The sequence below is a fragment of the Microvirga yunnanensis genome (assembly GCF_025460875.1).
Genome location: NZ_JAMXFI010000152.1, coordinates 1 through 19,883, shown reverse-complemented (window position 1 = coordinate 19,883; position 19,883 = coordinate 1). Strand labels below are relative to the sequence as shown.

Genomic DNA, 19,883 nt, shown 5'->3' with positions numbered 1-19,883 from the left:
TTATCGGACCATCTGCAAGTGTCTACTCACAAGATTGCAGGCCCAGCTCCTGTAAAAGGCCACTTCGGGTCAGAGACAGTCTTTAAGCTTAGCCGTGTAAAGGTCTGCTTCATCCTCCTCTTGCAGAAGTACGGCTAAGGTCAGTTGGGCGCCAGGGGCGGCTTGCTGGGATCAGGTGTGGATGAATGAACGTAGCCTTAGAGAATCGCCCGCCCAAGCGCCAGCGACCGTCCTAGAGTGTGACATGGATGATCTGATCACCCTCATCTGTGACCGCCACGGTCCAGCAGCACCCCTGTCGGCTTTCATGCACCAGAGCACCGTGGAGTTCCGCTGCGACCTTGTCAGCCGCGTTCTGGGCTGCCGTCGGATCGGGCAGATCCACTCCCTCCTCGTCCCAGACGAATCGGTCCTTCGAGCTCAGGTGGAAAAAATAGCGGGGCATCGAACCCCCTGTGGCTCATGGGCCGAAGCGACGGGTGATTGGAAGCTACAACCGTGAGATACCCCTCTTGTTCGAGCGCCGAGTGCGATTTCGCCTCGCAGGGCCAAGCCTCGGGCGCCGTCGGCACTTCGTTCCTGGACGGCCGATATGGAACGGGCTCGGTCGCAAGGCGACGGGCCCCGTGGATACCCGTAGGTCACGTGTCACTGACGATGTTCCGGTTGATCCGGTCAACAGGCTCAAATTGTGAAGCCGAGACAAGCCCTCTGACGCCAGAAGATGGGAGAGGCGGTCGCAGCCAGGCGGATTGTCGATCTCGGCCCCCCTTCCACCCCAAGCCGCGGCATGTGTGCGGTTCAGGCAGATCTGTGATCGGGGCAGCTTGAGGAGCCCACGGTGAGAGCCATCTCGTTCCAGCCGCCAATCTGCACCTGGCTGTTCGAGGCTGCCCTAACCCATGTGAAACTGGGCGGCAGAAAATGGTGAGCCAAGCGGGGAAACGTCCGGATCGAGTCGATCCTGTGTGGAATTCAATTCAGCCTCGGTCAAAATTTCACATTCTAGATGCCCAGTGAACGTCGGCTCACAAGGGCTGAGGCGGACCAAATGCTTACGTCTCAGGAGTGCAATTTGCGGACGTTCCGCCGAGGATGTCCGGATCCACTATTGAATTGCCTCAACAGAAGGTCAGGTTAAGCCCGACATGGCAAGTGCCGGGCAATCAGCTGGCAGAAAGAGGTGGACTGGAAAGCCAGCCCACCTTGGTCAGGGAGATCAGTTAGTGCCACGGGTTTTGGCGATCTCTGCATTCACCTCAGCAACCAGAGCCTCGCCGACTTCCTTGGAGTACTTGTCGAGAACCGGTTTGATCTTCTCGCGCATGCGGGCAATCTCCTTAGGGGACACCTCGTTGATCTGCATGCCTTTTTCCTTGAGCAGTGCAATTGCCTTGGCTTCGGCCTCGCGGGAGACCTGGCGCTGGTAGGTCTTGGCCTCGTCAAGGGATGACTGGATGATCTTTCTCTCCTCGTCCGAGAGCTTGTCCCAGCTCTTCTTGCTCATGATCACGGATTGCGGGTTGTAGATGTGGCGCGTCGTCGAAACGTACTTCTGCACCTCGTAGAGCTTGGAGTCGGCGATCACCGTGAACGGGTTCTCGTGCCCGTCGATGACCTTCTGCTCCATGGCAGTGTAAACCTCTGGGAAGGGCATCGCGATCGTATTGGCTCCCAGCGTGTTGAACACGTCGATGAACAGTGGTGACTGGAGCACCCGCAGCTTGAGGCCCTGGAAGTCTTCCAACTTGGTGATCGGACGCTTGCTGTTTGTCACGTTGCGGAAACCGAGCTCGAAGTAGCCTAACCCGACCAAGCCCTTCTCAGGCAGCTTGTCGAACAGCTTCCTGCCGACAGAGCCATCCGCAACGGCGTCCGCCTCCTGCGGGGTGTTGAACTGGAACGGCAAGTCAAAAACCGCGAATTCCTTCACGATGCCGACCAGCAGGCCTGCATTCAGCACCATCAGGTCCAGCGTGCCGCCCTGAAGGGCCGACACGTTCTGAAGATCTCCCCCAAGCTGACCACTCGGAAATATCCGGACCTTGATCTTGCCGCCGCTCTTCTGTTCCACGAGCTCGGCGAACTTTTTCGCGCCTTGGCCCTGCGGATGTTCAAGGGAGTTCTGCTGCGCCCAGCGAAGGGTCCGTTCGCTGACTTGGGCGCTTGCCTCGCTTGCCAGCAGGGCAGCAGCTCCGACGAGAGTGGCTGTGAACAGTGACTTCAGATACCTCATGAACTCTTCCTCCTGGTTGGATACCTCCTCGGAACGCCATTGTTCTTGTTGCATGTGGCACTCCGAGCATTCGTGATGCGGCTCAGCCGCCCTCGATGACCTCGAGCACGCGCTCGGAGACCACGATTCCATCCTCGTCAGCGTACAGATCAGTCCCGGGCATGAAGATCCCGCCGCCGATGGCGAGCCCTGCGATCATTTCTGCGACGAGCACCCCACCATTGCCCGACTGCGACAGGGTCGCACGAGGGAGCACGTTGTCCTCGCGGCAGGCGACCGTCCGGATCGGCCCATGGAAGCGGGCGTGCCCGCCGAAATCACGAAACCGGAGATCGCAGGATTGCAGAACGGCTTCATGAGCATCGATAAGGTCGGCGGTCGCGAACATCGGCCTCTCCTCAACGGGCCTTGGCCGCAGCGTGCGGCGAGGGCGTCCCACCGGACTGGAACTGTTGGGCGAGCTTCTCCGTGCTCCGGGCCAGAATGCCCACGTCGACACCGACGGCGGTGAAGGTCGTGCCGATTTCGATGCAACGTTGGGCGAAGGCGGTGTCGCCTGTCAGGATGCCGGCGGGCTTGCCGCAGGCCCGGATCCGCTGCACGGCGTCTTCGACGGCGGCCTTGACCTCAGGATGCCCCTGGTCCCCGACATGCCCGAGGCTCGCGGCCAGGTCGGCCGGTCCGATGAAGACGCCGTCCACGCCTTCGACGGCAGCAATGGCTTCGAGGTCATTAAGCGCCTGCCGGGTTTCGATCTGGACCAAGAGGCAGAGCTCATCGGCGGCCCGGCGGGCATAGCCCTCCACCCGGCCAAAACGCGTTGCGCGGGTGAGAGCCGAGACGCCCCGAACGCCATCCGGGGCATAGCGGATGGCCGCGACCGCGCTGCAGGCCTCCTCGGCCGATTGGACGTAAGGAATGAGCAGCGTCTGAACGCCGATGTCGAGAAAGCGCTTGATGAGGACGGTGTCGTTGCTCGCCGGCCGAACGATCGGAGACACATCGTAGGCAGAAACCGCCTGAAGCAGACCCAACACCGTCTCGACGTCGCTGGGCGAGTGCTCGGTATCGAGCAGGAGCCAGTCGAACCCCGACCCGGCGACGACCTCGGCCGCATAGGCGCTCGACAGGGTGCACCAAAGCCCAATCTGCTGGCGTCCTTCCTTGAGTGCCCGCTTGAATCGATTCTCCGGGAGTTTCATCGGCCCTCTCCTGTCAGACGAACGAAACGCCGATCGCTCCAAGCGGACCGTAATCTGCATGGATCACGTCGCCGGGCGCTACCGAGACGGGCCGCGTGAACGAGCCGGCGAGGACGATCTGACCCTTCTCGAGCCGGGCGCCCACGGCGTGGAGCTTGTTGACGAGCCAGGCGATTCCCGCAGCCGGATGGCCCATGATGGCGGCCGACACGCCGGACTCTTCGATAATGCCGTTCTTCGAAAGCGTGGCGCCGACCCACCGGATATCGACATCCATGGGACGAACGGTCCGCCCGCCCACGATCATGCCGCCGGCCGCCGCATTGTCGGCAATCGTGTCCGTGATCGCACGGGGCACTTCCGTTCGGTAGTCGATGATCTCGAGGGCCGGCACGACGAACTCGGTCGCCCGCATGACGTCATAGATCTGGGTGCCCGGCCCCTCCAGCGTCTCACCCATGACGAAGGCGAGTTCCACCTCGAGCCGGGGCGCCATGAAGCGCCCGGCCGGGATCTGGGCACCGTCCCGGTACAGCATGTCGTCGGTGAGATAGCCGTAGTCCGGCTCGGTGATCTTGGAAGCCATCTGCATAGCCCGCGACGTCAGACCGATCTTGTGGCCGATGATCCGGGCACCGTCCGCGATCCTTTTCCGGGCCCACAGGCTCTGGATGGCGTAGGCATCCTCCAGCTCAATGGCGGGAAAGGTCCGGCTCAGTTGCGGAATGACCCTCCGCTCGCGATCAGCATTGTAGAGATCCTCTGCGCCGCGGCGGCGCTCGTCATCGGTCAGCATCGTGGCATCCGTTCATGCGTTGGGGCGGGCCGGCATCGGCCGCGGGCCAGGGTTGGGAAAGGGACTACTTGATCGGCGGCTTCGGCAGGCGGGCCTCGCCCGGCTCCATCACGAACGTGTAGTCGAGCGAGTACCAGGGCGCCTCGACATCGGGCGCGCCCGGGTGTGGCTCGTCATGCCGGTCGAATTTACCGACGAGCGCACGTGTCACGCCGAACTGGACGTCCGTCTCAAGGTTCGGATCATCGTCGGCATAGACCTGCGAGGTCAGGGTCTTGTAGCCTTCCCTGAGCACGAGCGCATGAACGTGAGCCGGCCTGAAGGGATGCCGGTCCTGTGCCTCGAGCAACCGTCCGACGACGCCGTCGGTCGGGATCGGGTAGCCAGCCGGCTTCACCGAGCGGAACCAGATATGGCCGTCAGAATCGGTCGTGAACTTGCCACGTAGGTTCATGTCAGCCTGGTCGGGATCCTGGTTCTCGTAGAGGCCTACTGGGGAGGAATGCCAGATATCCACCTCGGCGCCCGCGATCGGCTGCCCTTCCCGGTCCACGACCCGCATATGCACGAACATGGTCGGGCCAGGCGTGTCGGATCGGATGATCGAACCGCCGTTCTTCACTCGTGGCGAGTTCATACGCCAGAACGGGCCGAGCAGGGACTGGGAGGTCTCCGTCGCACCGTTATCGCCGTTGTTCAGGAGACAGACCAGTGACGACACGCCGAGCGAGCCGGCCATTAGGACCGTCTCGTTATGGGTGTCGCTCGCCAGCTTCCCCATCTCGTTCAGGATCGCGGCGGCGTCCCGGAACTCATCCTCGGTCAGGCGCACCTCGCGCACGAACCCGTGAAGGTGGCGGACGAGCGAAACCATGATCTCGCGCAGGCGCGGATCCGTCGTCCGCTGCATGACCGCTACGGCGGCCTCTGTCACGTCTTCCTGGCGCTGGATGATCATTGGTTCCTCCTCAGCGGTCCTGGGCTGGGATCGAGAGGTCAGCCATACCCTCTTAATGGGGCGCCCAATAATCGTTTTAATACCAAATAATCGATTATATTGTCAATCCACGATTATTGGTGGTATTGTCGAGACAAGTCGAAACGGGCCTTCGGATATGACCCGTTGCATGGCGACCGGCCACGTCGGTTCGTAGTGAAGCGGCACAGCCAAGGGTCTGGATTGGAGGCCAGTTTGATCATCGGTGACATGAAGGTCATGCAGCAGCCGTCCGAGGACGGGGAGAAGAAGACGATCGCCAGCAGGGTTTCGCATGAGATCCGTCAGGCGATCCTCCGGGGTGACATGAAGCCGGGCTCGAAGATCAACCTCGACCGTCTGCGCACCGCTTACGACATCAGCCTCAGCCCCCTGCGCGAGGCCCTCTCGCGTCTGGTCGCGGACGGGCTGGTCGAACTCGAGGACCTGCGCGGCTACCGGGTCGCTCCCGTGTCCACCAGCAACCTCGCCGAGGTGACCCGCCTTCGTGTCGAGTTCGAATCGCTCGCCCTCAAGCACTCCATCGAACAGGGCGACCTCGAATGGGAGAGCGACGTCATGCGCGCGCTCTACCGCCTCAACCGTATCGAGCGCGATCCCTCCCGTCCGGAGAGCCTGGAAGCATGGGAGGAAGCCCACAACGACTTCCACCGGCAGTTGATCCAAGGCTGCGGGATGCCTCTCCTGCTGCGCTTCTGCTCGGTCCTGCATAACCTGAACGACCGCTATCGCAGGATCTTCCTTGCGACGAACCCGGGCGACCGCGACGTCCGGGGCGAGCACAGCACGATTGCCGAGGCCGCCGTGGCGCGGCGATCGCCCGAGGCCTGCGAGACCTTGCGCCGCCACATCGACAGGACCGGCACCAATCTGAAGAAGGCGCTCGCCACGGCGCTTAACGACGCCTCGCGATCCGAGGGGGACTGACGCCGCAGTCCGGAACCAGGTGGCGAGTCACATCCACAATCCGGGAGGAACCAACGTGATCATTGTCCAAAAACCGCCGCCCCTCGGGCTGGCTCATTTCACGGTCCTGGAAGTCCCGCCGCTCGACCTCGTCAGCCTGGCGGCAAGGATCGGCTACGCATCCGTGGGCCTTCGGTTGCACCCCGCCTTCACCGGGGCCCCCTACTACGCCATCCCGGTCGGCAGCAGTGCCATGCGCGAGATGAAGGAGCGCCTGCACGGCGAAGGGGTCAGTGTCTACGACATTGAGTTCGTGATCATCGGCCCTGACTTCGTGGCGGCGCGACTGACGGCGATCCTCGAATCCGCAGGGGAGCTGGGAGCTAGAAGGCTGAGCGTCTGCGGTGACGATCCGGATCGCGGTCGGCTCGAGGCGAACTTCGCCGAGCTCTGCGATCTGGCCGCCGGCTTCGGCATGGGCGTGGACTTGGAGTGCATGGCCTGGCGACAGGTATCCAGCTTTCCGGAGGCCGTGCGGGTCGTCGAAGCGACCGGCCGCCCCAACGGCGGCGCTCTCGTCGATGCCCTTCATCTCTCACGCACGGGTGGGGCGCCCAGCGATCTCAAGGCCGTATCGCCACAACGGATCCGCAGCGCACAGCTTTGCGACGCTCCGGCAACGCAGCCTGGCTCAACGGAAGCCATTATCGAGGAAGCGCGGTCCAAGCGTCTTCCGCCCGGTCACGGAGACTTGCCGCTATGCGAGTTGCTCGCCATGCTGCCGGATGACGTGTGCCTTTCGGTCGAGGTCCCGATGGACGGCACGGCGCCCGCGGAGGTTCGCGCCCGGCACATCTTCGAGGCGACCCAGACCCTGTTTGAGAGCTGTCGCGCCCGTGACCTTCAATCGTCGTAGCGACTTCCCCAGGGATGGCCACGCATCATAGGCCCTTGGGTCGACGACACCCCATATCACGTTGCCTTGCGCGAGAGAGCAGTGGCGGCGAGCCCCATCGGGTGCCTTCGCTGACGCCAAGACACACCATAACGACAGGAAAACGCAATGAGCCGCATCGTCTACGTCCTGAACGGCCCCAACCTGAACCTGCTGGGAAAGCGCCAGCCTGCGATCTACGGGTATGAGACTCTCGCAGACATCGAGGCAGATTGCCGGCGCGTGGCACGGGAGCTCAATCTCGACATCGAGTTCCACCAGAGCAATGCCGAGTACCAAATCATCGACTGGATCCACGAGGCCCGTGAACGTGCTGGTGGCATCGTCATCAACCCGGCGGCCTTCACGCATACATCGGTGGCCATTCTCGATGCTCTGAACACCTGCGAGTTCCCGATCATCGAGGTGCACATCTCCAACGTGCACAAGCGTGAAGCCTTCCGGCACCACTCCTATGTGTCCCTCGTCGCCTCGGGAGTGATCGCCGGCTTCGGCACGCAAGGGTACCCGCTGGCCCTCCAACGCCTCGCCCGCCTCATCGACGAGGCCAAGAAGTAGCCCTGCAACGCTGGCAGTGATTCGGCGCCAATTCGTTCTGCCTCAAGGTCGAGGAGCGAACGCGATGACCAGGAAAGTGAAGCTCGCGGTGCTCGGCGCCGGGCTGATCGGGAAAAGGCACATTGAGCACGTGCGAGCCGCTCCTGAAGCGGAGCTCATGGCCGTCGTCGATCCCTCTCCGATGGGGAGGGCCTTGGCTGAGGAAATCGGGGTTGGATGGGCTCCGAGCTTCTCCGCCCTGATCGCGACCGATCGGCCCGACGGAATCATCATAGCAACGCCGAACCAGATCCACGTCGCCAATGGCCTGGAAAGTGTCGCCGCCGGCATCCCCGCCCTGGTGGAGAAGCCGATTGCCGATGACGTCGACTCGGCAAGGAAACTCGTGGAAGCGGCCGAGAGTGCCGGTGTGCCCGTCCTGGTCGGCCATCACCGTCGCCACAATCCACTGATCCGGAAGGCGAAGGAAACAATCGAATCCGGCAGGCTGGGCCGGGTCCTGGCGGTTCACGGGACCTGCTGGTTCTTCAAGCCCGACGACTATTTCGACGTTGCCTGGCGGCGTGAGAAAGGCGCAGGTCCCGTCTTCCTCAATCTTATTCATGACGTCGACAGCCTCCGCTACCTCTGCGGCGACATCGTCGCCGTGCAGGCCATCGAGTCCAACTCAGCCCGCGGGAATGCCGTTGAGGATACAGCCGCCATTCTGCTGCGCTTTGAGAGCGGAGCCCTCGGAACCATCACCGTGTCCGACGCAATCGTTGCGCCATGGAGTTGGGAACTCACCACAGGCGAGAATCCTGCCTACCCGCGGACTGGTGAGGCTTGCTACCAGATCGGGGGCACACATGCTTCCATAACGATTCCGTACCTGGACGTCTGGTGCAACAACGGGAAGAGGGGCTGGTGGGAGCCGATCCATCAGGAGCGGCTTCGTGTCGATCAGGCAGACCCTCTCGCCTTGCAGATCGGCCACTTATGCCGGGTCATTCGTGGCGAGGAGGCCCCATGTGTTTCAGGCCGAGAAGGTCTGAACACGCTGAAGGTAATAGCGGCCGTGAAGCAGGCCGCAGAGACAGGGCAGGTCATTCATATCAGCTAGTTGGCGCACGACGAATGCCGCAGTTCACGCTGTGCCCTTGGGGTTCCGATGATGGAAGGTCTGTTCAGAGTCACGCACTGACGATCCCATACCCTCGAGAACGTCCGCTGTTCCTTGCGAGAGCAGACCATGGGTTTGCTTTCGAGCAGTGCCAGCCATTTGTGATGACCCAAGCCCGGGGGGATGTGCCGCAAACATTTTGTTTCAGAGTTTCAGCTATAGCCTCCTCGGCTTCAGGGAAGAGGACGGCATGTTCAAGGGCAGGCATTTTGATCGCTCGGTGATCCTGCTCTGTGTGCGGTGGTATCTCGCCTACAATCTCAGCCTCCGGAATTTGGAAGAGATGATGGCCGAGCGGGGCATCTCCGTCGACCATGCGACCGTTCACAGGTGGGTTATCCGCTACTCGCCTGAGAGGCGACCTGAAACGGGCGCTTACTCAGTAGCTATCTCAGGCGGTGAGCAACTCGAACGGAATTGTCGCAAACCCGATAGTAACTCTGTTCGGTGTACACCTCTGCTCACCTCTGGAGGCACATGATGTTCAAAGGCCACCAATTCGAGCACTCGGTGATCCGGTTGTGTGCGGTAGTATCTGGCCTATAGCCTCAGCCTTCGGGATCTTGAGGGGATGATGGCCGAACGAGGGATCTCCGCCGATCATGCGACCAGTCATAGATGGAGCGTGCGCTATTCACCCGACCTGCTAGAGCAGTTTAACAGGCGCAAGCGTGTGGTCACTTGGGTAGATGGCTGGCTGGCTGTTGCATGTTGCAATGACCGGTAATTATTGATCCGGTCCTCATTGTCTTGAGCATGCGGCGTAGCGGACGGGTTTGTGGCTGAAGTAGCTTCGGACGCACCCGGGCGATTTCGACAGGCGACGCATATGGCTGACCGTCGCCCGCTTGAGTTGCTGTTTGCTGCGCGCGGGCGCCTGGCGGGTGACAACCTGCTTCAGGTTGGCGTTCAGGCCCTCCTCCGGGTTCAACTCCGGACTGTAGGCCGGCAGGTAGAAAACCTCGATCTTCGCCCGATGCGCGCTGAGCCAGTCGCGGACCCGGGCGGCGCGATGCACCCGCAGCCGGTCCAGGATCAGGAGCACCTTGCGCTTTGCATCGCGGATCAGGCGTTGCAGGAAGCGGATCAAGGTTGCGGCGCTCACCGCCCCGTCGACAATCATCCAGCGCACGGCGCCGCGATTGCTCACCGCCGCAATCAGGCTCAGCCCGGCGCGCCGGTAGCAGACCCGGATCACCGGCGTCCGGCCCCGGGGCGCATAGCCGCGGCCGCGCACATCGTCGGCGCGCAGACCGGTTTCGTCACCCCAGAAGATGGTGCCCCGCGCCTGCCGGGCCGCCGCGACGATGGCCGGGTACTCCCGCCGCAGCCAGTGCCGCACCGCGGCCGGGTTCTGCTCGTACGCCCGCCGGAGCGGCTTCTGCGCGGTAAAGCCCCAGCGCGCCAGATACTTGCCCACGGTTCGCACGGCCAGCGCAATCCCACAGCGCTGCCAGATCACCGCGCACACCGCCGCCCGGCTCCATAGGGCGAACGGCAGGTCCAGTTCGTCCGGGGTGTGCCGGCAGATCAGGCGCTGAATCTCGGCCTCCTGGGCGGCATCCAGCAGCCGTTGCTCATCCGGCTTGCGCCCGCGTGGCTTGCTCACCAGCCCCTGCGCGCCCTCGGCCGCAAACCGCTGGCAGATGTCGAAGACCCCGGTTGGCGACAGCCCAACCTGGGCCGCAATCGCCCGGTAAGTCAGCCCGCGCTCCCGGAGCCCAACGACTTGCCGCCGGCGCTCCTCTTGAGCCGCCGCCGGCAGCTTGCGCATGTCCACGTGCTTCATGCTGATGAAGCTGGAGCCATCCATGATCCTTTCAAGACAATGAGCGCCGGCTCAATAACGTGACAACGCCCCCGTGATCATGGGCCTCCTCGGCATCTGGTACCGCAATTTTCTCGGTGCCCCGACACTGGCCTTGCTGCCATACGATCAGCATCTGCACCGCTTTGCCGCTTACCTCCAGCAGGGCGATATGGAGAGCAACGGCAAGTCCACGCGACGGGATAGCCGCCATGTGGATTATTGTACCGGGCCGGTGATCTGGGGCGAGCCGGGCACCAATGGCCAGCATGCGTTTTTCCAGCTTCTCCATCAGGGCACGGAGCTAATCCCAGCAGACTTTCTCGCTGCCGTGGAAAGCCAGACGCCGTTGGGAGACCACCATGATAAGCTGCTCGCCAATGTCCTAGCTCAAACGGAGGCGCTCGCTTTCGGCAAGACTGAGGGAGAGGCGAGGGCGGAGCTAGCAAAGAAGGGGCTGTCTGAGACCGCCCTTGAGGCGCTCCTCCCCCACAAGATCTTTGAGGGCAACAGGCCGACGACATCGCTCCTCTACCGGAAGCTGACGCCGCATCGTCTCGGCTCGCTGATCGCCCTCTATGAACACAAGATCTTCGTCCAAGGCATTATCTGGAGGATCAACAGCTTTGACCAATGGGGAGTCGAGCTTGGTAAGGAATTGGCTTCCCGGATCCTACCGGAGTTGCGAGCAGTTAAGGAAGTGACAGCACACGACAGCTCGACGAATGCGCTGATAAACTACATCAGGAGCACTCGGAAGGCACACTAGGGCCGTCGCATTTACCTTGCTCGTACATTGGGAGGCGGCGTGCTGATACGTCGCCTATTACACTTTCTCAACACTGTTGTCTTTGGAAAGATCATCAGTCTAGCTCGAAGTCAGAGTATCATCTCTCCTCTCCCGCGCCATAAACTCCAAAAACAATGTCTTTATCCGGCAGCTTGGAAGGAAACATTCATTCCTCAAAGTAAGCTGTGGTTCTGTACCACATGAGTCTAGTTTCTATAAGAATGTTCAGCGAGGTTCCTCTGTAAGCGCAAATTTAAATTGCCAGCACTGAGCAATGTCCGAATGTGTTCATCCCTGGGATCTTGGTGCTACCAAACTCTTTGATCCCTCCGTTCTGCAGACCTGGAATTTCGCTCTCGCATTACAGGAATATTGCTTGAGAAGATTTTTACTGACATTGCACTGCATCGCATTCTGAACCGAGCTCGATCGTCGCTTCGACTTTCGATCATGCTGCGTCGGACCCTTCAAGCTTAGGACTTAAGCATGCTGCTACGCAGCATCATGACAGCATCCAACTGCCAACATACTGTCGAAATCCGCGCATGAACGTTGTTGCCAATGCCGAAGCTGGGTGCTGGGGTGAGCGCAGGCCAACGAACCCAGCGTCGATGAAGGGGGCGAACGGTTTCGCTACGATGCCTTTGTCGAAAAATTCCGTTGCCGAATAGGGATCCACAAGGCTGATGCCGCCCCCCTCAGCCACAAGAAGACAGGCGATGTGGGATAAAGGCGTTTCGAGCGAAACGGTTCGTGGGATTCCTGCAAGAGCCGTGTCGATCCGGGATCGGAAGAGGGTGCCCCGACCGATCCCTACGAAACGTTCACCCTCAAGGTCAGCCGGCGTAATGCAGTCATGCCGCGCCAGACGGTGATCTTTTGGCATGATTGCGACGGCAGCCACCGGAATAGCCTCGGTCTCCATCCCCATCCGGCTAAGCGGACCATCAGCATATCCGAAATCAGCCTGACCACTTGCGACCGCGTCAATCACGAGGTGAGACGGCACTCCGCTGATTGAGATATGGACACCCGGCCTGCTGGTGGAAAACTGGGCGGCGAACCGGGTCAGGATACTTCCAGCAAGTGCTGGCATCGCAGCAATCCGCAGCGAACCGGCTGTTTGCTCCCGGAGTGCCTGCGCGAAGGCTCCGATACGCGAAAGCCCAACAAACGACCGCTCGACTTCCACGAGGAGGGCTGTCGCTTCAGCCGTGGGAACGACATGGTTCCCACGCCTCTCGAACAGGGTAAGCCCCGTTGCCCCCTCGAGGCTCTGGATGAGCCGACTGATTGCCGGTTGCGTGACGAACAGAGCCTCAGAGGCACTGGTGATGCTGCCCGTGAGCATCACCATGCGAAAGGCCTCGATTTGACGAGCACTGATATCCATTGGCGGCAGCCTAGCATAACATCAAGACATACTGAGATGAATAGATCTGATTTGACGTTATGCAAGCGCTCCTATCATTGTCTCCGGTGGAACATCGGGGACCAGCTTGAACAGGTTGGCTGGCTGATGGTCTCAAAGCCAGATGAGGAACAGAGAAGATGAACACGTTGGGAATCTTGGGGGCTGTCACCCTCAGCGTTCTAGCGGCTGCGAACGGAGCAGCGGCTCAGGAGAAGACGGTCAAGATCGCCACGGAAGGGGCCTATGCCCCGTGGAACTTCACGGGCGCGGGTGGCAAGCTCGAGGGCTTCGAGATCGATCTCGCCGACGATCTGTGCGCCCGCATGAAGGTGAAGTGCGAGATCGTGGCTCAAGACTGGGACGGCATCATCCCGGCGCTTCAGGCCAAGAAGTACGACGCCATCATGGCCGGCATGACGATCACCGATAAGCGCAAGGAGGTGATCAACTTCTCCATTCCTTACGCAGATACCCCAAGCGTATTCCTGACGGCAAAGAACTCGCCGTTGGCCAAGCTTCCAGGCACTGGTCAGGCGTTCAACCTCTCGACCCAGCAGGCGGCTGCCGAGAAGGCGATCGAGGATCTCAAGCCGCTCCTGAAGGGAACGTCCATTGGCGTGCAGACCTCGACCATCCAGGCCACCTTCGCTGACAAGTACCTGAAGGGCACGGCCGAGATCCGCGAGTACAAGACCACGGAGCAGCACGACCTCGACCTCGCGGCTGGACGAATTGATGCTGTTTTCGCTGGGGCAGCCCAGATCATTGGCACACTCGCAAAGCCTGACTTCAAGGACTATGCCGTTGTGGGCCCATCCTTGACGGGCGGCCTGCTCGGCGCTGGCATCGCCGTCGGCCTGCGCAAGGATGAGACCGATCTCAAGAAGGCCTTCGACGAGGCCATCCAGAGCGCCATCAAGGACGGTACGATCCAGAAGCTCTCGATGAAGTGGTTCAAGACCAACATCACGCCTCAAGGCTGAGGCTCATCATGCCCGGCGGGGTGCTCATGGGCGCCCCGCGTTTGCGGATGACAGCAATGGCAGTCAGTCGAATACACGCGGAATCCGACATCGCCCTTGTCGGTGGTGGTCTCATGGGTGCGTGCCTGGCGTGGGGTCTGGCACGGCAGGGCTTGCGCGTCTGCGTGCTGGATGAGGGCGACATCGCGCTACGCGCATCGCGAGCGAACTTCGCCCTGATCTGGGTTCAGGGAAAGGGCTTCGGGTTCCCCGCCTACACCGCCTGGACGAAAGCCGCAGCCGCAGCTTGGCCCCAGCTGGCTTCGGACCTTAAGTCCGATACCGGGATTGACGTCGGCCTCGATCAGCCCGGCGGCTTCACCCTTTGTCTTTCCGACCGGGAATTGCAGTCCAATGTCGATACGCTGAAAAGACTGCACAATCAGCCCGGCGCGGTGGCACACCCCTACGAGGTGCTCGATCATGGGCGAACGAGGGCGCTCCTCCCTGCGATCGGCCCTGACGTGAGCGGAGCGATCTACTGCCCCCTGGACGGGCACGTGAACTCGCTCCGGCTCTTCCGGGCTTTGCACACCGCCTTCAAAGCCGGCGGAGTCGACTACCGGGCAGATCATGTGGTTGACGTGATCGAGCCTCAAGCTGGTGGATTCCTGCTGAAAGGGAACTGGGGCGAGATCAGGGCTCCGAAGATCGTCCTCGCGGCCGGCCTTGGGAATGCCCGACTGGCACCAATGGTAGGACTGGACGCTCCGCTGAAGCCGAGCCGGGGGCAAATTGTCGTCACCGAAAAGGCCGCCCCTTTCCTCTGCTATCCGGTCGTCACAGTTCGCCAGACCGACGAGGGCGGCGTTATGATCGGCGACAGCGAGGAGGCGGATGGGGCAAGCCTCACAATTGATCATGGGATCTCCTCTGTCATGGCCGACCGAGCTATCCGGATGTTCCCATTGCTGGCAGACCTGAATGTCGTCAGAACCTGGTCGGCGCTTCGGGTCATGACGCTGGACGGCTGCCCTGTCTACGAACAGTCTCGATCCTATCCCGGCGCCTTCGTCACGATGGCCCATTCAGGCGTCACCCTGGCCCCCCAACATGCGTACGATCTGGCGCAGGCGATCGCTGCCGGGGGGATCCCGGATGAGATTTCGGTCTTCGGAACCAGGAGGTTTCATGTTCCGGCGTGCGCCTGATCGCATCAGGGATCAGGTTACTTTCACTTTCGACGGAATTCCGATCACCGCGTCAGCAGGGGACAGCGTCGCTGCCGCACTCCTTGCGGCAGGGATCCGCGCCTGCCGCACAACGCCCGTTTCAGGCGCACCGCGAGGCCCCTATTGCATGATGGGCGTGTGCTTCGAATGTCTGGTCAGGATCGACGGTGTGGGCAATCGGCAGGGGTGCCTTGTCCCGGTGCGAGAAGGAATGACGGTCGAAACACAGAAGGGTCCGCACGTCCTGTCAGCGGAGCTGGTGCCATGACATCCACCACAGGGGGCAAAGCGGCCCATACGGTCAAGGACCTCGCCGATGCCTATGACGTTATCGTCATCGGTGCTGGGCCTGCCGGACTGTCCGCAGCTACGACGGTATCGACCCTTGGAGCGCGCACGCTTCTTGTCGACGAGAACCAGACGCCCGGTGGCCAGATCTACCGGTCCGTTCTCCTTGCACAGACGGCAGATCGCGAGCGTCTGGGAGAGGACTACTGGAAGGGCCGGGAGATTGCCGAAACATTCCTTCGTGCGGGGGCTCAGTACGCTCCCGCAACGACGGCGTGGAGCATTGGGCCAGCAAACGATGACGGAGGCCAGTTCATCGGCCATGAAGTCGGAGTCTCAGCAGGTGGAGCGGCGCGCTTGATCCGCGCAAGGCAGGTTGTGCTTGCGACGGGTGCCCTGGAACGGCCCTTTCCGATTCCAGGATGGACGCTGCCCGGTGTCATGACGGCCGGCGCCGCCCAGATCGCGCTGAAGACATCTGGCCTCGTTCCGGAGGGGAGGGTGGTCATCGCCGGGACGGGACCGCTTCTGTATCTCCTGGCCGCTCAGTTGATCGAGGCTGGCGCCACAGTCACAGCGGTTCTCGACACGACACCCAAAAGCAACTGGCTGAAAGCCTTGCGCCATATGCCGGCCTTCCTGACCTCACCCTATGGCAGCAAGGGATTGCGGCTCCTGCGCACGGTGCAGCGCCGTACGAAAGTGGTGCGATGGATCTCAGGCCTGTCGGCCGAAGGACAGGGAGAACTGAAGGAGGTCGTGTGGACGGCGGGCGGGCAGGAGCATCGCACGCCGGCAGACCTTCTCCTGCTTCATCAGGGTGTGGTTCCCAATGTCAATTTCTCGAATGCGGCCGGCTGCTACCATGTGTGGGACGAGACGCAGCTCGCTTTCCGACCACAGGTCGATGAGTGGTATGAAACCTCCGTTCCCGGCATCGCGATCGCGGGGGATGGAGCAGGAATTCGCGGTGCTGAGGCGGCGGCCCTTCAGGGCAAGCTGGCAGGGGTCGGGTGCGCGGCCCGGCTCGGCTTGATCGGCGGTGAGGATCGCAATCGGCATGCGTCCTCGCTCAAGGTCCAGCTCACGAAAGTCACACGAGGCCGGGAGTTCCTTGACGCCCTCTACCGGCCTTCCAAGGCGTTCCGGGTGCCGCAGAACCCTGAGACCATCGTCTGCCGCTGCGAGGAAATCTCCGCTGCCCAGATCAGGGCATCGGTGAGCGCGGGCGCGATCGGCCCGAACCAGATGAAGGTGTTCCTACGCTCCGGCATGGGACCGTGCCAGGGTCGGCTCTGCGGACTGACGGTCACCGAACTGATTGCAGGCGAACGCGGCGTGAGCCCTGACAAGGTCGGCTATTACCGGCTGCGGTTCCCGATCAAGCCACTGAGGCTGCGCGAACTGGCTTCGCTGCCGCAGTCAGATGCGGCCAAAGTCGCGGTTCTGGCCGACCTCGCCGACACACACCATTCGAAGGCCAACTAACCAAGGAAAATCCAAGTGACTGAGCGGCATATTCAAACGCCCATCATGCATCGCGTCGTTGTGCACAACGGACTGGTCTTCGTCGGCGGGACGGTTGCTGACGATATGTCGGCAGGACTCGAGGGGCAGACGGAGCAGATCCTCGCCAAGTTCGACGAGTATCTCAGGACGGCCGGCACGGACAAAACCCGTCTGCTGTCTGCAACCATCTTCCTGACAGATCTCAACCGAAAAGCCGAGATGGATGCAGCCTGGAAGCGATGGCTATCACCGGTGAACTTCCCTGCGAGGGCCACTGTGGGCGTCGCTGATCTTGGCAAAGATACTCTGGTCGAGATCATGATCACGGCTGCGGGCTGAATTAAACAGACATCCGTCAGGCGAAAGAGACGACTCCTCGGCATCGACAGAAGCCGAAACGGGTAACGACCCGTGCATCGCGAGCAGAAATGGTCAAACCGGTTGATGCTGTGCGGATGCACCCGTCGATCATTACTGCTGCGCCCGTATTGAAATGACGTTAGTCAAAACAAATCGCATGGGCCTTGGTAGAAGGTCCGGTGCTCGGCCTTTCAGTAAGAAGTTCCGCGGTTGCCCGCAGCGCGCGTTGAATCGTTGCCGCACTTGGAGTACTACTACAGCATGGTGTTGCAACCGGCATCACACAAGCGCCCTGACAGCGAGCCCCGCCCGGCTACCTCTGTCGGGGCGTTCTCGTTTGTGAGTTCCAGGCAGCATGTCAGCTCCTGGATGGCGCAACGTCTGGCGTGGCATTTCGCTACCCGCGTTGTTCCACCTCAAGCAGCATGAAAGATCGGCGTCGCGCCTCCAAACCGATGCGTCTGCCCTGCGCCTGGGCATCCTACTCAGCAATTCCTCTGACGAGCAGGCGGTTGACCGCTTCGACGACCCGTTTGTGCTCCTCCTCCGAGAAAGGGCTGAGGTCATGCATCTCGAGGCTGTTCAGGCCCTCAATGGCTAGCCAGCCGAGAAGCGCCGCGTCCAGATCGTCCGATGTCGCTTTCAAGTCCTCCAGGGTCGCCTGGATGACCTTGCGCACCGGATCAAGCAGGTGCGGGCTCTCGGCCGAGGCGGCCAGCATGCCATTGGCGACCTCCTTCGTCCTGCCCTGACGCAGCTTGAGCAACGCCGCCGTACACAGGCGCGCTTCGAGGTTGCGCCCGGGCTCGGCTTGAGCGCGGAGTGCCTCCCGCTCTGCAGCAACCTCGTCGACAATGCGCTGGACCATGCCTTGGAGTAGCGCGTCCTTGGTGGGAAAGTTGTAGAGAAGCCCACCCTTGCTGAGACCCACCCTTTCGGCCACGGTGTCCAGCGTCAGTCGTCCCGACCCGATCTCGCTCACCAGCTCCGCAGCCGCGTCGAGAATCCTCTCGCGCGAGCTCTTTCGGTCTCGAACATGTTCCGACATCGCTCTCCTTGCGCTCAACCCGTTCGGCCGAAATCCATCCGCCATATCAGCGTCGAGCCCTTCAGCGTCAAGATGAGAGCATGACCGGTCGCTAAGGGTCCCGGCGGAGTTCTGCCACGATATCGAGGTCGGGCTTCGGGAATAGATTGGAATGTATTCTCGTCCATAAGCAGGCCCGCCTTCTGAGATATTGGGCTAATGTCGAAATGTGATCCGCTTGGGAACCGGATCGATCGTTCCGGGTTTACGGCTGGGCAGTATGCACTCGCAGCCCTCCATTGCTCCTCACCTGATCTTTTGAATTGTGCCCTGATGAAGCGACTTGTCTCTCACCGGCCGCAGGCCATCGATCTCTGGCTGACGGCCACGGCAGCATCGGCCGCGCTTGCAGTGATCACTTTGTGCGCCCAACTGCCGTAAGTAGGCTTCTCGATAGCCACAGAAATCTAAGCGTCGTCGATCCAGCTGTTGATAGCTCGCGCAGGCATGGAACTCTCCTGATCCCTCATCGTGTTGCTCTCTGGTTCCTGGACCGGATGTCGGAACCATGCCTGAGATCAGCGAACCGTCCCCGCGCACCCAAACGACATTGTTCAAGCTCCAAGCGCGACAATGCCGCTTCATTGTCTCGGACGAGCACTCCAAGGCGATCTTCTGTGGAAGTGAGACACAGGAGGGCTCAAGCTGGTGTCCTTGGCACCGGCGCCTGGTCTACGTGCGGACACCCATGACCGGAGCCGATGCCGGGAAACGTCGTTCCTGAGATCTTGGAATTCACCCCGTCAGGAGGTGAGTGCTTCAGAAGCCTTCGTTTGCCGACTGACCCACCTTTACCCGCATAAATGTACTTGGAACGCCCATGATCATCTCATAGCTGCAATTTTGTTTCGCGCGAACTCAGCCTTGATCATGCGTTACACGCATAAGGCCTTTGATGAAATTTCATACTAATATTCGCCACGTTTTGGTAACAGGCTTTCGAACCGTCGCATCTCTACCCTGCGGCGTCGTTCCCTTCAGAGGGAGATGTCCTCTGCACCTCCGGTCGCTGGCAACAGCGGCCTTTTTCTTGAGCACAGGATTAACGCCAAGGGGTCCTTATGGCGGGCAAGACCATCACCCGGGCTGATCTGACAGAGGCCGTCTCCAACACAGGTGGCCTTTCCCGAGCGGAGGCGGCGGACCTGGTCGAGCAGGTTCTTGGGGCGATGAGCGAAGCTCTTGTCACGGGCGAGATCGTGAAACTGTCAGGCTTTGGCGTCTTCACCGTTCGCCACAAGACCGAGCGCCTCGGCCGCAATCCCAAGACAGGGACCGTGGTCCCCATCGAGCCCCGCCGGTCGCTGACCTTCAGCGCCTCGCATCTTCTGAAGGCCCGCATCAACGGCACCATGCCCGAGCCCCGCTCAAGGCGGCGTAAAGGCCCCCTCGTGTCAGCTCAAGTGGCAACGGAATGAGACCTATGCCTGACTTCTACCGGATTAAGCGCCTCCCGCCTTACGTCTTCGAGCAGGTCAACCGCATCAAGGCCGCAGCCCGCGCCAACGGGGCGGACATCATCGACCTCGGGATGGGCAATCCGGACCTTCAGGCTCCCCAGCACGTGATCGACAAGCTCGTCGAGACCGTGGGCAAGCCGCGCACCGACCGCTACTCGGCGT

21 protein-coding genes and 3 pseudogenes are annotated in these 19,883 nt (G+C 61.4%); 15 read left to right on the top strand and 9 right to left on the bottom strand.

Annotation, left to right across the window (positions count from 1 at the left end):
- Window positions 1-232: 232 nt before the first annotated feature.
- The 6 genes from NF876_RS38790 to NF876_RS38765 form a co-directional block, all read right to left on the bottom strand.
- Entirely contained in the window at window positions 233-445 is a 213-nt protein-coding gene (locus tag NF876_RS38790; protein ID WP_262273202.1) for a DUF6894 family protein, read from the bottom strand.
- 774 nt (window positions 446-1,219) lie between these two features.
- Window positions 1,220-2,236, bottom strand: coding sequence for a TRAP transporter substrate-binding protein (locus NF876_RS38785; RefSeq protein ID WP_262273201.1), 1,017 nt, complete (start codon window positions 2,234-2,236; stop codon window positions 1,220-1,222).
- A gap of 82 nt (window positions 2,237-2,318) precedes the next feature.
- The gene (locus tag NF876_RS38780; RefSeq protein WP_262273200.1) at window positions 2,319-2,624 is read right to left on the bottom strand and encodes an RraA family protein; all 306 of its coding nucleotides are present in this window, start codon (window positions 2,622-2,624) and stop codon (window positions 2,319-2,321) included.
- Between the two features lie 10 nt (window positions 2,625-2,634).
- Window positions 2,635-3,438, bottom strand: a complete 804-nt coding sequence (hpaI, locus tag NF876_RS38775; protein WP_262273199.1) for a 4-hydroxy-2-oxoheptanedioate aldolase — start codon at window positions 3,436-3,438, stop codon at window positions 2,635-2,637.
- Between the two features lie 13 nt (window positions 3,439-3,451).
- Window positions 3,452-4,234: a 2-oxo-hept-4-ene-1,7-dioate hydratase gene (gene hpaH, locus NF876_RS38770; protein ID WP_262273198.1), complete on the bottom strand. Its 783-nt coding sequence runs from the start codon at window positions 4,232-4,234 to the stop codon at window positions 3,452-3,454.
- A gap of 64 nt (window positions 4,235-4,298) precedes the next feature.
- A complete protein-coding gene (locus NF876_RS38765) occupies window positions 4,299-5,192 on the bottom strand; it encodes a dioxygenase family protein (RefSeq protein WP_262273197.1) in 894 nt (297 codons plus the stop codon).
- A gap of 234 nt (window positions 5,193-5,426) precedes the next feature.
- Here NF876_RS38765 and NF876_RS38760 point away from each other — a divergent pair, with 234 nt between their 5' ends.
- The 6 genes and pseudogenes from NF876_RS38760 to NF876_RS38735 all read left to right on the top strand — a co-directional run.
- Window positions 5,427-6,158, top strand: a complete 732-nt coding sequence (locus NF876_RS38760; protein WP_315975116.1) for a GntR family transcriptional regulator — start codon at window positions 5,427-5,429, stop codon at window positions 6,156-6,158.
- 55 nt (window positions 6,159-6,213) lie between these two features.
- The gene (locus tag NF876_RS38755) at window positions 6,214-7,053 is read left to right on the top strand and encodes a sugar phosphate isomerase/epimerase family protein (RefSeq protein ID WP_262273196.1); all 840 of its coding nucleotides are present in this window, start codon (window positions 6,214-6,216) and stop codon (window positions 7,051-7,053) included.
- Between the two features lie 147 nt (window positions 7,054-7,200).
- Window positions 7,201-7,650 (top strand): type II 3-dehydroquinate dehydratase, encoded by a 450-nt coding sequence (gene aroQ, locus NF876_RS38750; protein WP_262273195.1) that lies wholly within the window; start codon window positions 7,201-7,203, stop codon window positions 7,648-7,650.
- A gap of 64 nt (window positions 7,651-7,714) precedes the next feature.
- Window positions 7,715-8,752, top strand: a complete 1,038-nt coding sequence (locus NF876_RS38745) for a Gfo/Idh/MocA family protein (protein WP_262273194.1) — start codon at window positions 7,715-7,717, stop codon at window positions 8,750-8,752.
- Window positions 8,753-9,002: 250 nt separating this feature from the next.
- A pseudogene (locus tag NF876_RS38740) lies at window positions 9,003-9,164 on the top strand (IS6 family transposase); the annotation flags it as partial.
- Between the two features lie 128 nt (window positions 9,165-9,292).
- A pseudogene (locus NF876_RS38735) lies at window positions 9,293-9,491 on the top strand (IS6 family transposase); the annotation flags it as partial.
- A 63-nt stretch (window positions 9,492-9,554) separates the two neighbouring features.
- On the opposite strand, the gene NF876_RS38730 reads toward NF876_RS38735, so the two are convergent.
- Window positions 9,555-10,601 carry an IS630 family transposase gene (locus NF876_RS38730; protein WP_262273203.1) on the bottom strand — a complete coding sequence of 349 codons (1,047 nt, stop codon included), beginning with the start codon at window positions 10,599-10,601 and terminating at the stop codon, window positions 9,555-9,557.
- A gap of 73 nt (window positions 10,602-10,674) precedes the next feature.
- On the opposite strand from NF876_RS38730, the gene NF876_RS38725 reads away from it, so the two are divergent.
- Window positions 10,675-11,388 carry a phosphoglucose isomerase-related protein gene (locus NF876_RS38725; RefSeq protein WP_262273193.1) on the top strand — a complete coding sequence of 238 codons (714 nt, stop codon included), beginning with the start codon at window positions 10,675-10,677 and terminating at the stop codon, window positions 11,386-11,388.
- 523 nt (window positions 11,389-11,911) lie between these two features.
- On the opposite strand, the gene NF876_RS38720 is transcribed toward NF876_RS38725, so the two are convergent.
- A complete protein-coding gene (locus NF876_RS38720; RefSeq protein WP_262273192.1) occupies window positions 11,912-12,802 on the bottom strand; it encodes a LysR family transcriptional regulator in 891 nt (296 codons plus the stop codon).
- Between the two features lie 158 nt (window positions 12,803-12,960).
- Between NF876_RS38720 and NF876_RS38715 the strand changes: the two genes are divergently transcribed.
- The 5 genes from NF876_RS38715 to NF876_RS38695 are packed head-to-tail and all read left to right on the top strand — an operon-like array spanning window position 12,961 to window position 17,153.
- Complete coding sequence (locus NF876_RS38715; RefSeq protein ID WP_262266544.1) at window positions 12,961-13,806, top strand: lysine/arginine/ornithine ABC transporter substrate-binding protein; 846 nt, start codon at window positions 12,961-12,963, stop codon at window positions 13,804-13,806.
- A 56-nt stretch (window positions 13,807-13,862) separates the two neighbouring features.
- A complete protein-coding gene (locus NF876_RS38710; RefSeq protein ID WP_262273191.1) occupies window positions 13,863-14,996 on the top strand; it encodes an NAD(P)/FAD-dependent oxidoreductase in 1,134 nt (377 codons plus the stop codon).
- Window positions 14,977-15,285, top strand: coding sequence for a (2Fe-2S)-binding protein (locus NF876_RS38705; RefSeq protein ID WP_262273190.1), 309 nt, complete (start codon window positions 14,977-14,979; stop codon window positions 15,283-15,285). The genes NF876_RS38710 and NF876_RS38705 overlap by 20 nt, the downstream gene beginning before the upstream one ends.
- Window positions 15,282-16,793 carry an FAD/NAD(P)-dependent oxidoreductase gene (locus NF876_RS38700; protein WP_262273189.1) on the top strand — a complete coding sequence of 504 codons (1,512 nt, stop codon included), beginning with the start codon at window positions 15,282-15,284 and terminating at the stop codon, window positions 16,791-16,793. Before NF876_RS38705 ends, NF876_RS38700 begins: the two co-directional genes overlap by 4 nt.
- Before the next feature lie 15 nt (window positions 16,794-16,808).
- Entirely contained in the window at window positions 16,809-17,153 is a 345-nt protein-coding gene (locus NF876_RS38695) for a RidA family protein (protein ID WP_262266541.1), read from the top strand.
- Window positions 17,154-17,655: 502 nt separating this feature from the next.
- On the opposite strand, the gene NF876_RS38690 is transcribed toward NF876_RS38695, so the two are convergent.
- The gene (locus tag NF876_RS38690; protein ID WP_262266540.1) at window positions 17,656-18,222 is read right to left on the bottom strand and encodes a TetR/AcrR family transcriptional regulator; all 567 of its coding nucleotides are present in this window, start codon (window positions 18,220-18,222) and stop codon (window positions 17,656-17,658) included.
- Window positions 18,223-18,769: 547 nt separating this feature from the next.
- Here NF876_RS38690 and NF876_RS43735 point away from each other — a divergent pair.
- From NF876_RS43735 to NF876_RS38680, 3 genes and pseudogenes are all read left to right on the top strand, one after another.
- The gene (locus NF876_RS43735; RefSeq protein WP_210804857.1) at window positions 18,770-18,985 is read left to right on the top strand and encodes a GcrA family cell cycle regulator; all 216 of its coding nucleotides are present in this window, start codon (window positions 18,770-18,772) and stop codon (window positions 18,983-18,985) included.
- A gap of 337 nt (window positions 18,986-19,322) precedes the next feature.
- The gene (locus tag NF876_RS38685; RefSeq protein ID WP_262273188.1) at window positions 19,323-19,679 is read left to right on the top strand and encodes an integration host factor subunit alpha; all 357 of its coding nucleotides are present in this window, start codon (window positions 19,323-19,325) and stop codon (window positions 19,677-19,679) included.
- Between the two features lie 5 nt (window positions 19,680-19,684).
- Window positions 19,685-19,883: pseudogene (locus NF876_RS38680) on the top strand (aminotransferase); the annotation flags it as partial.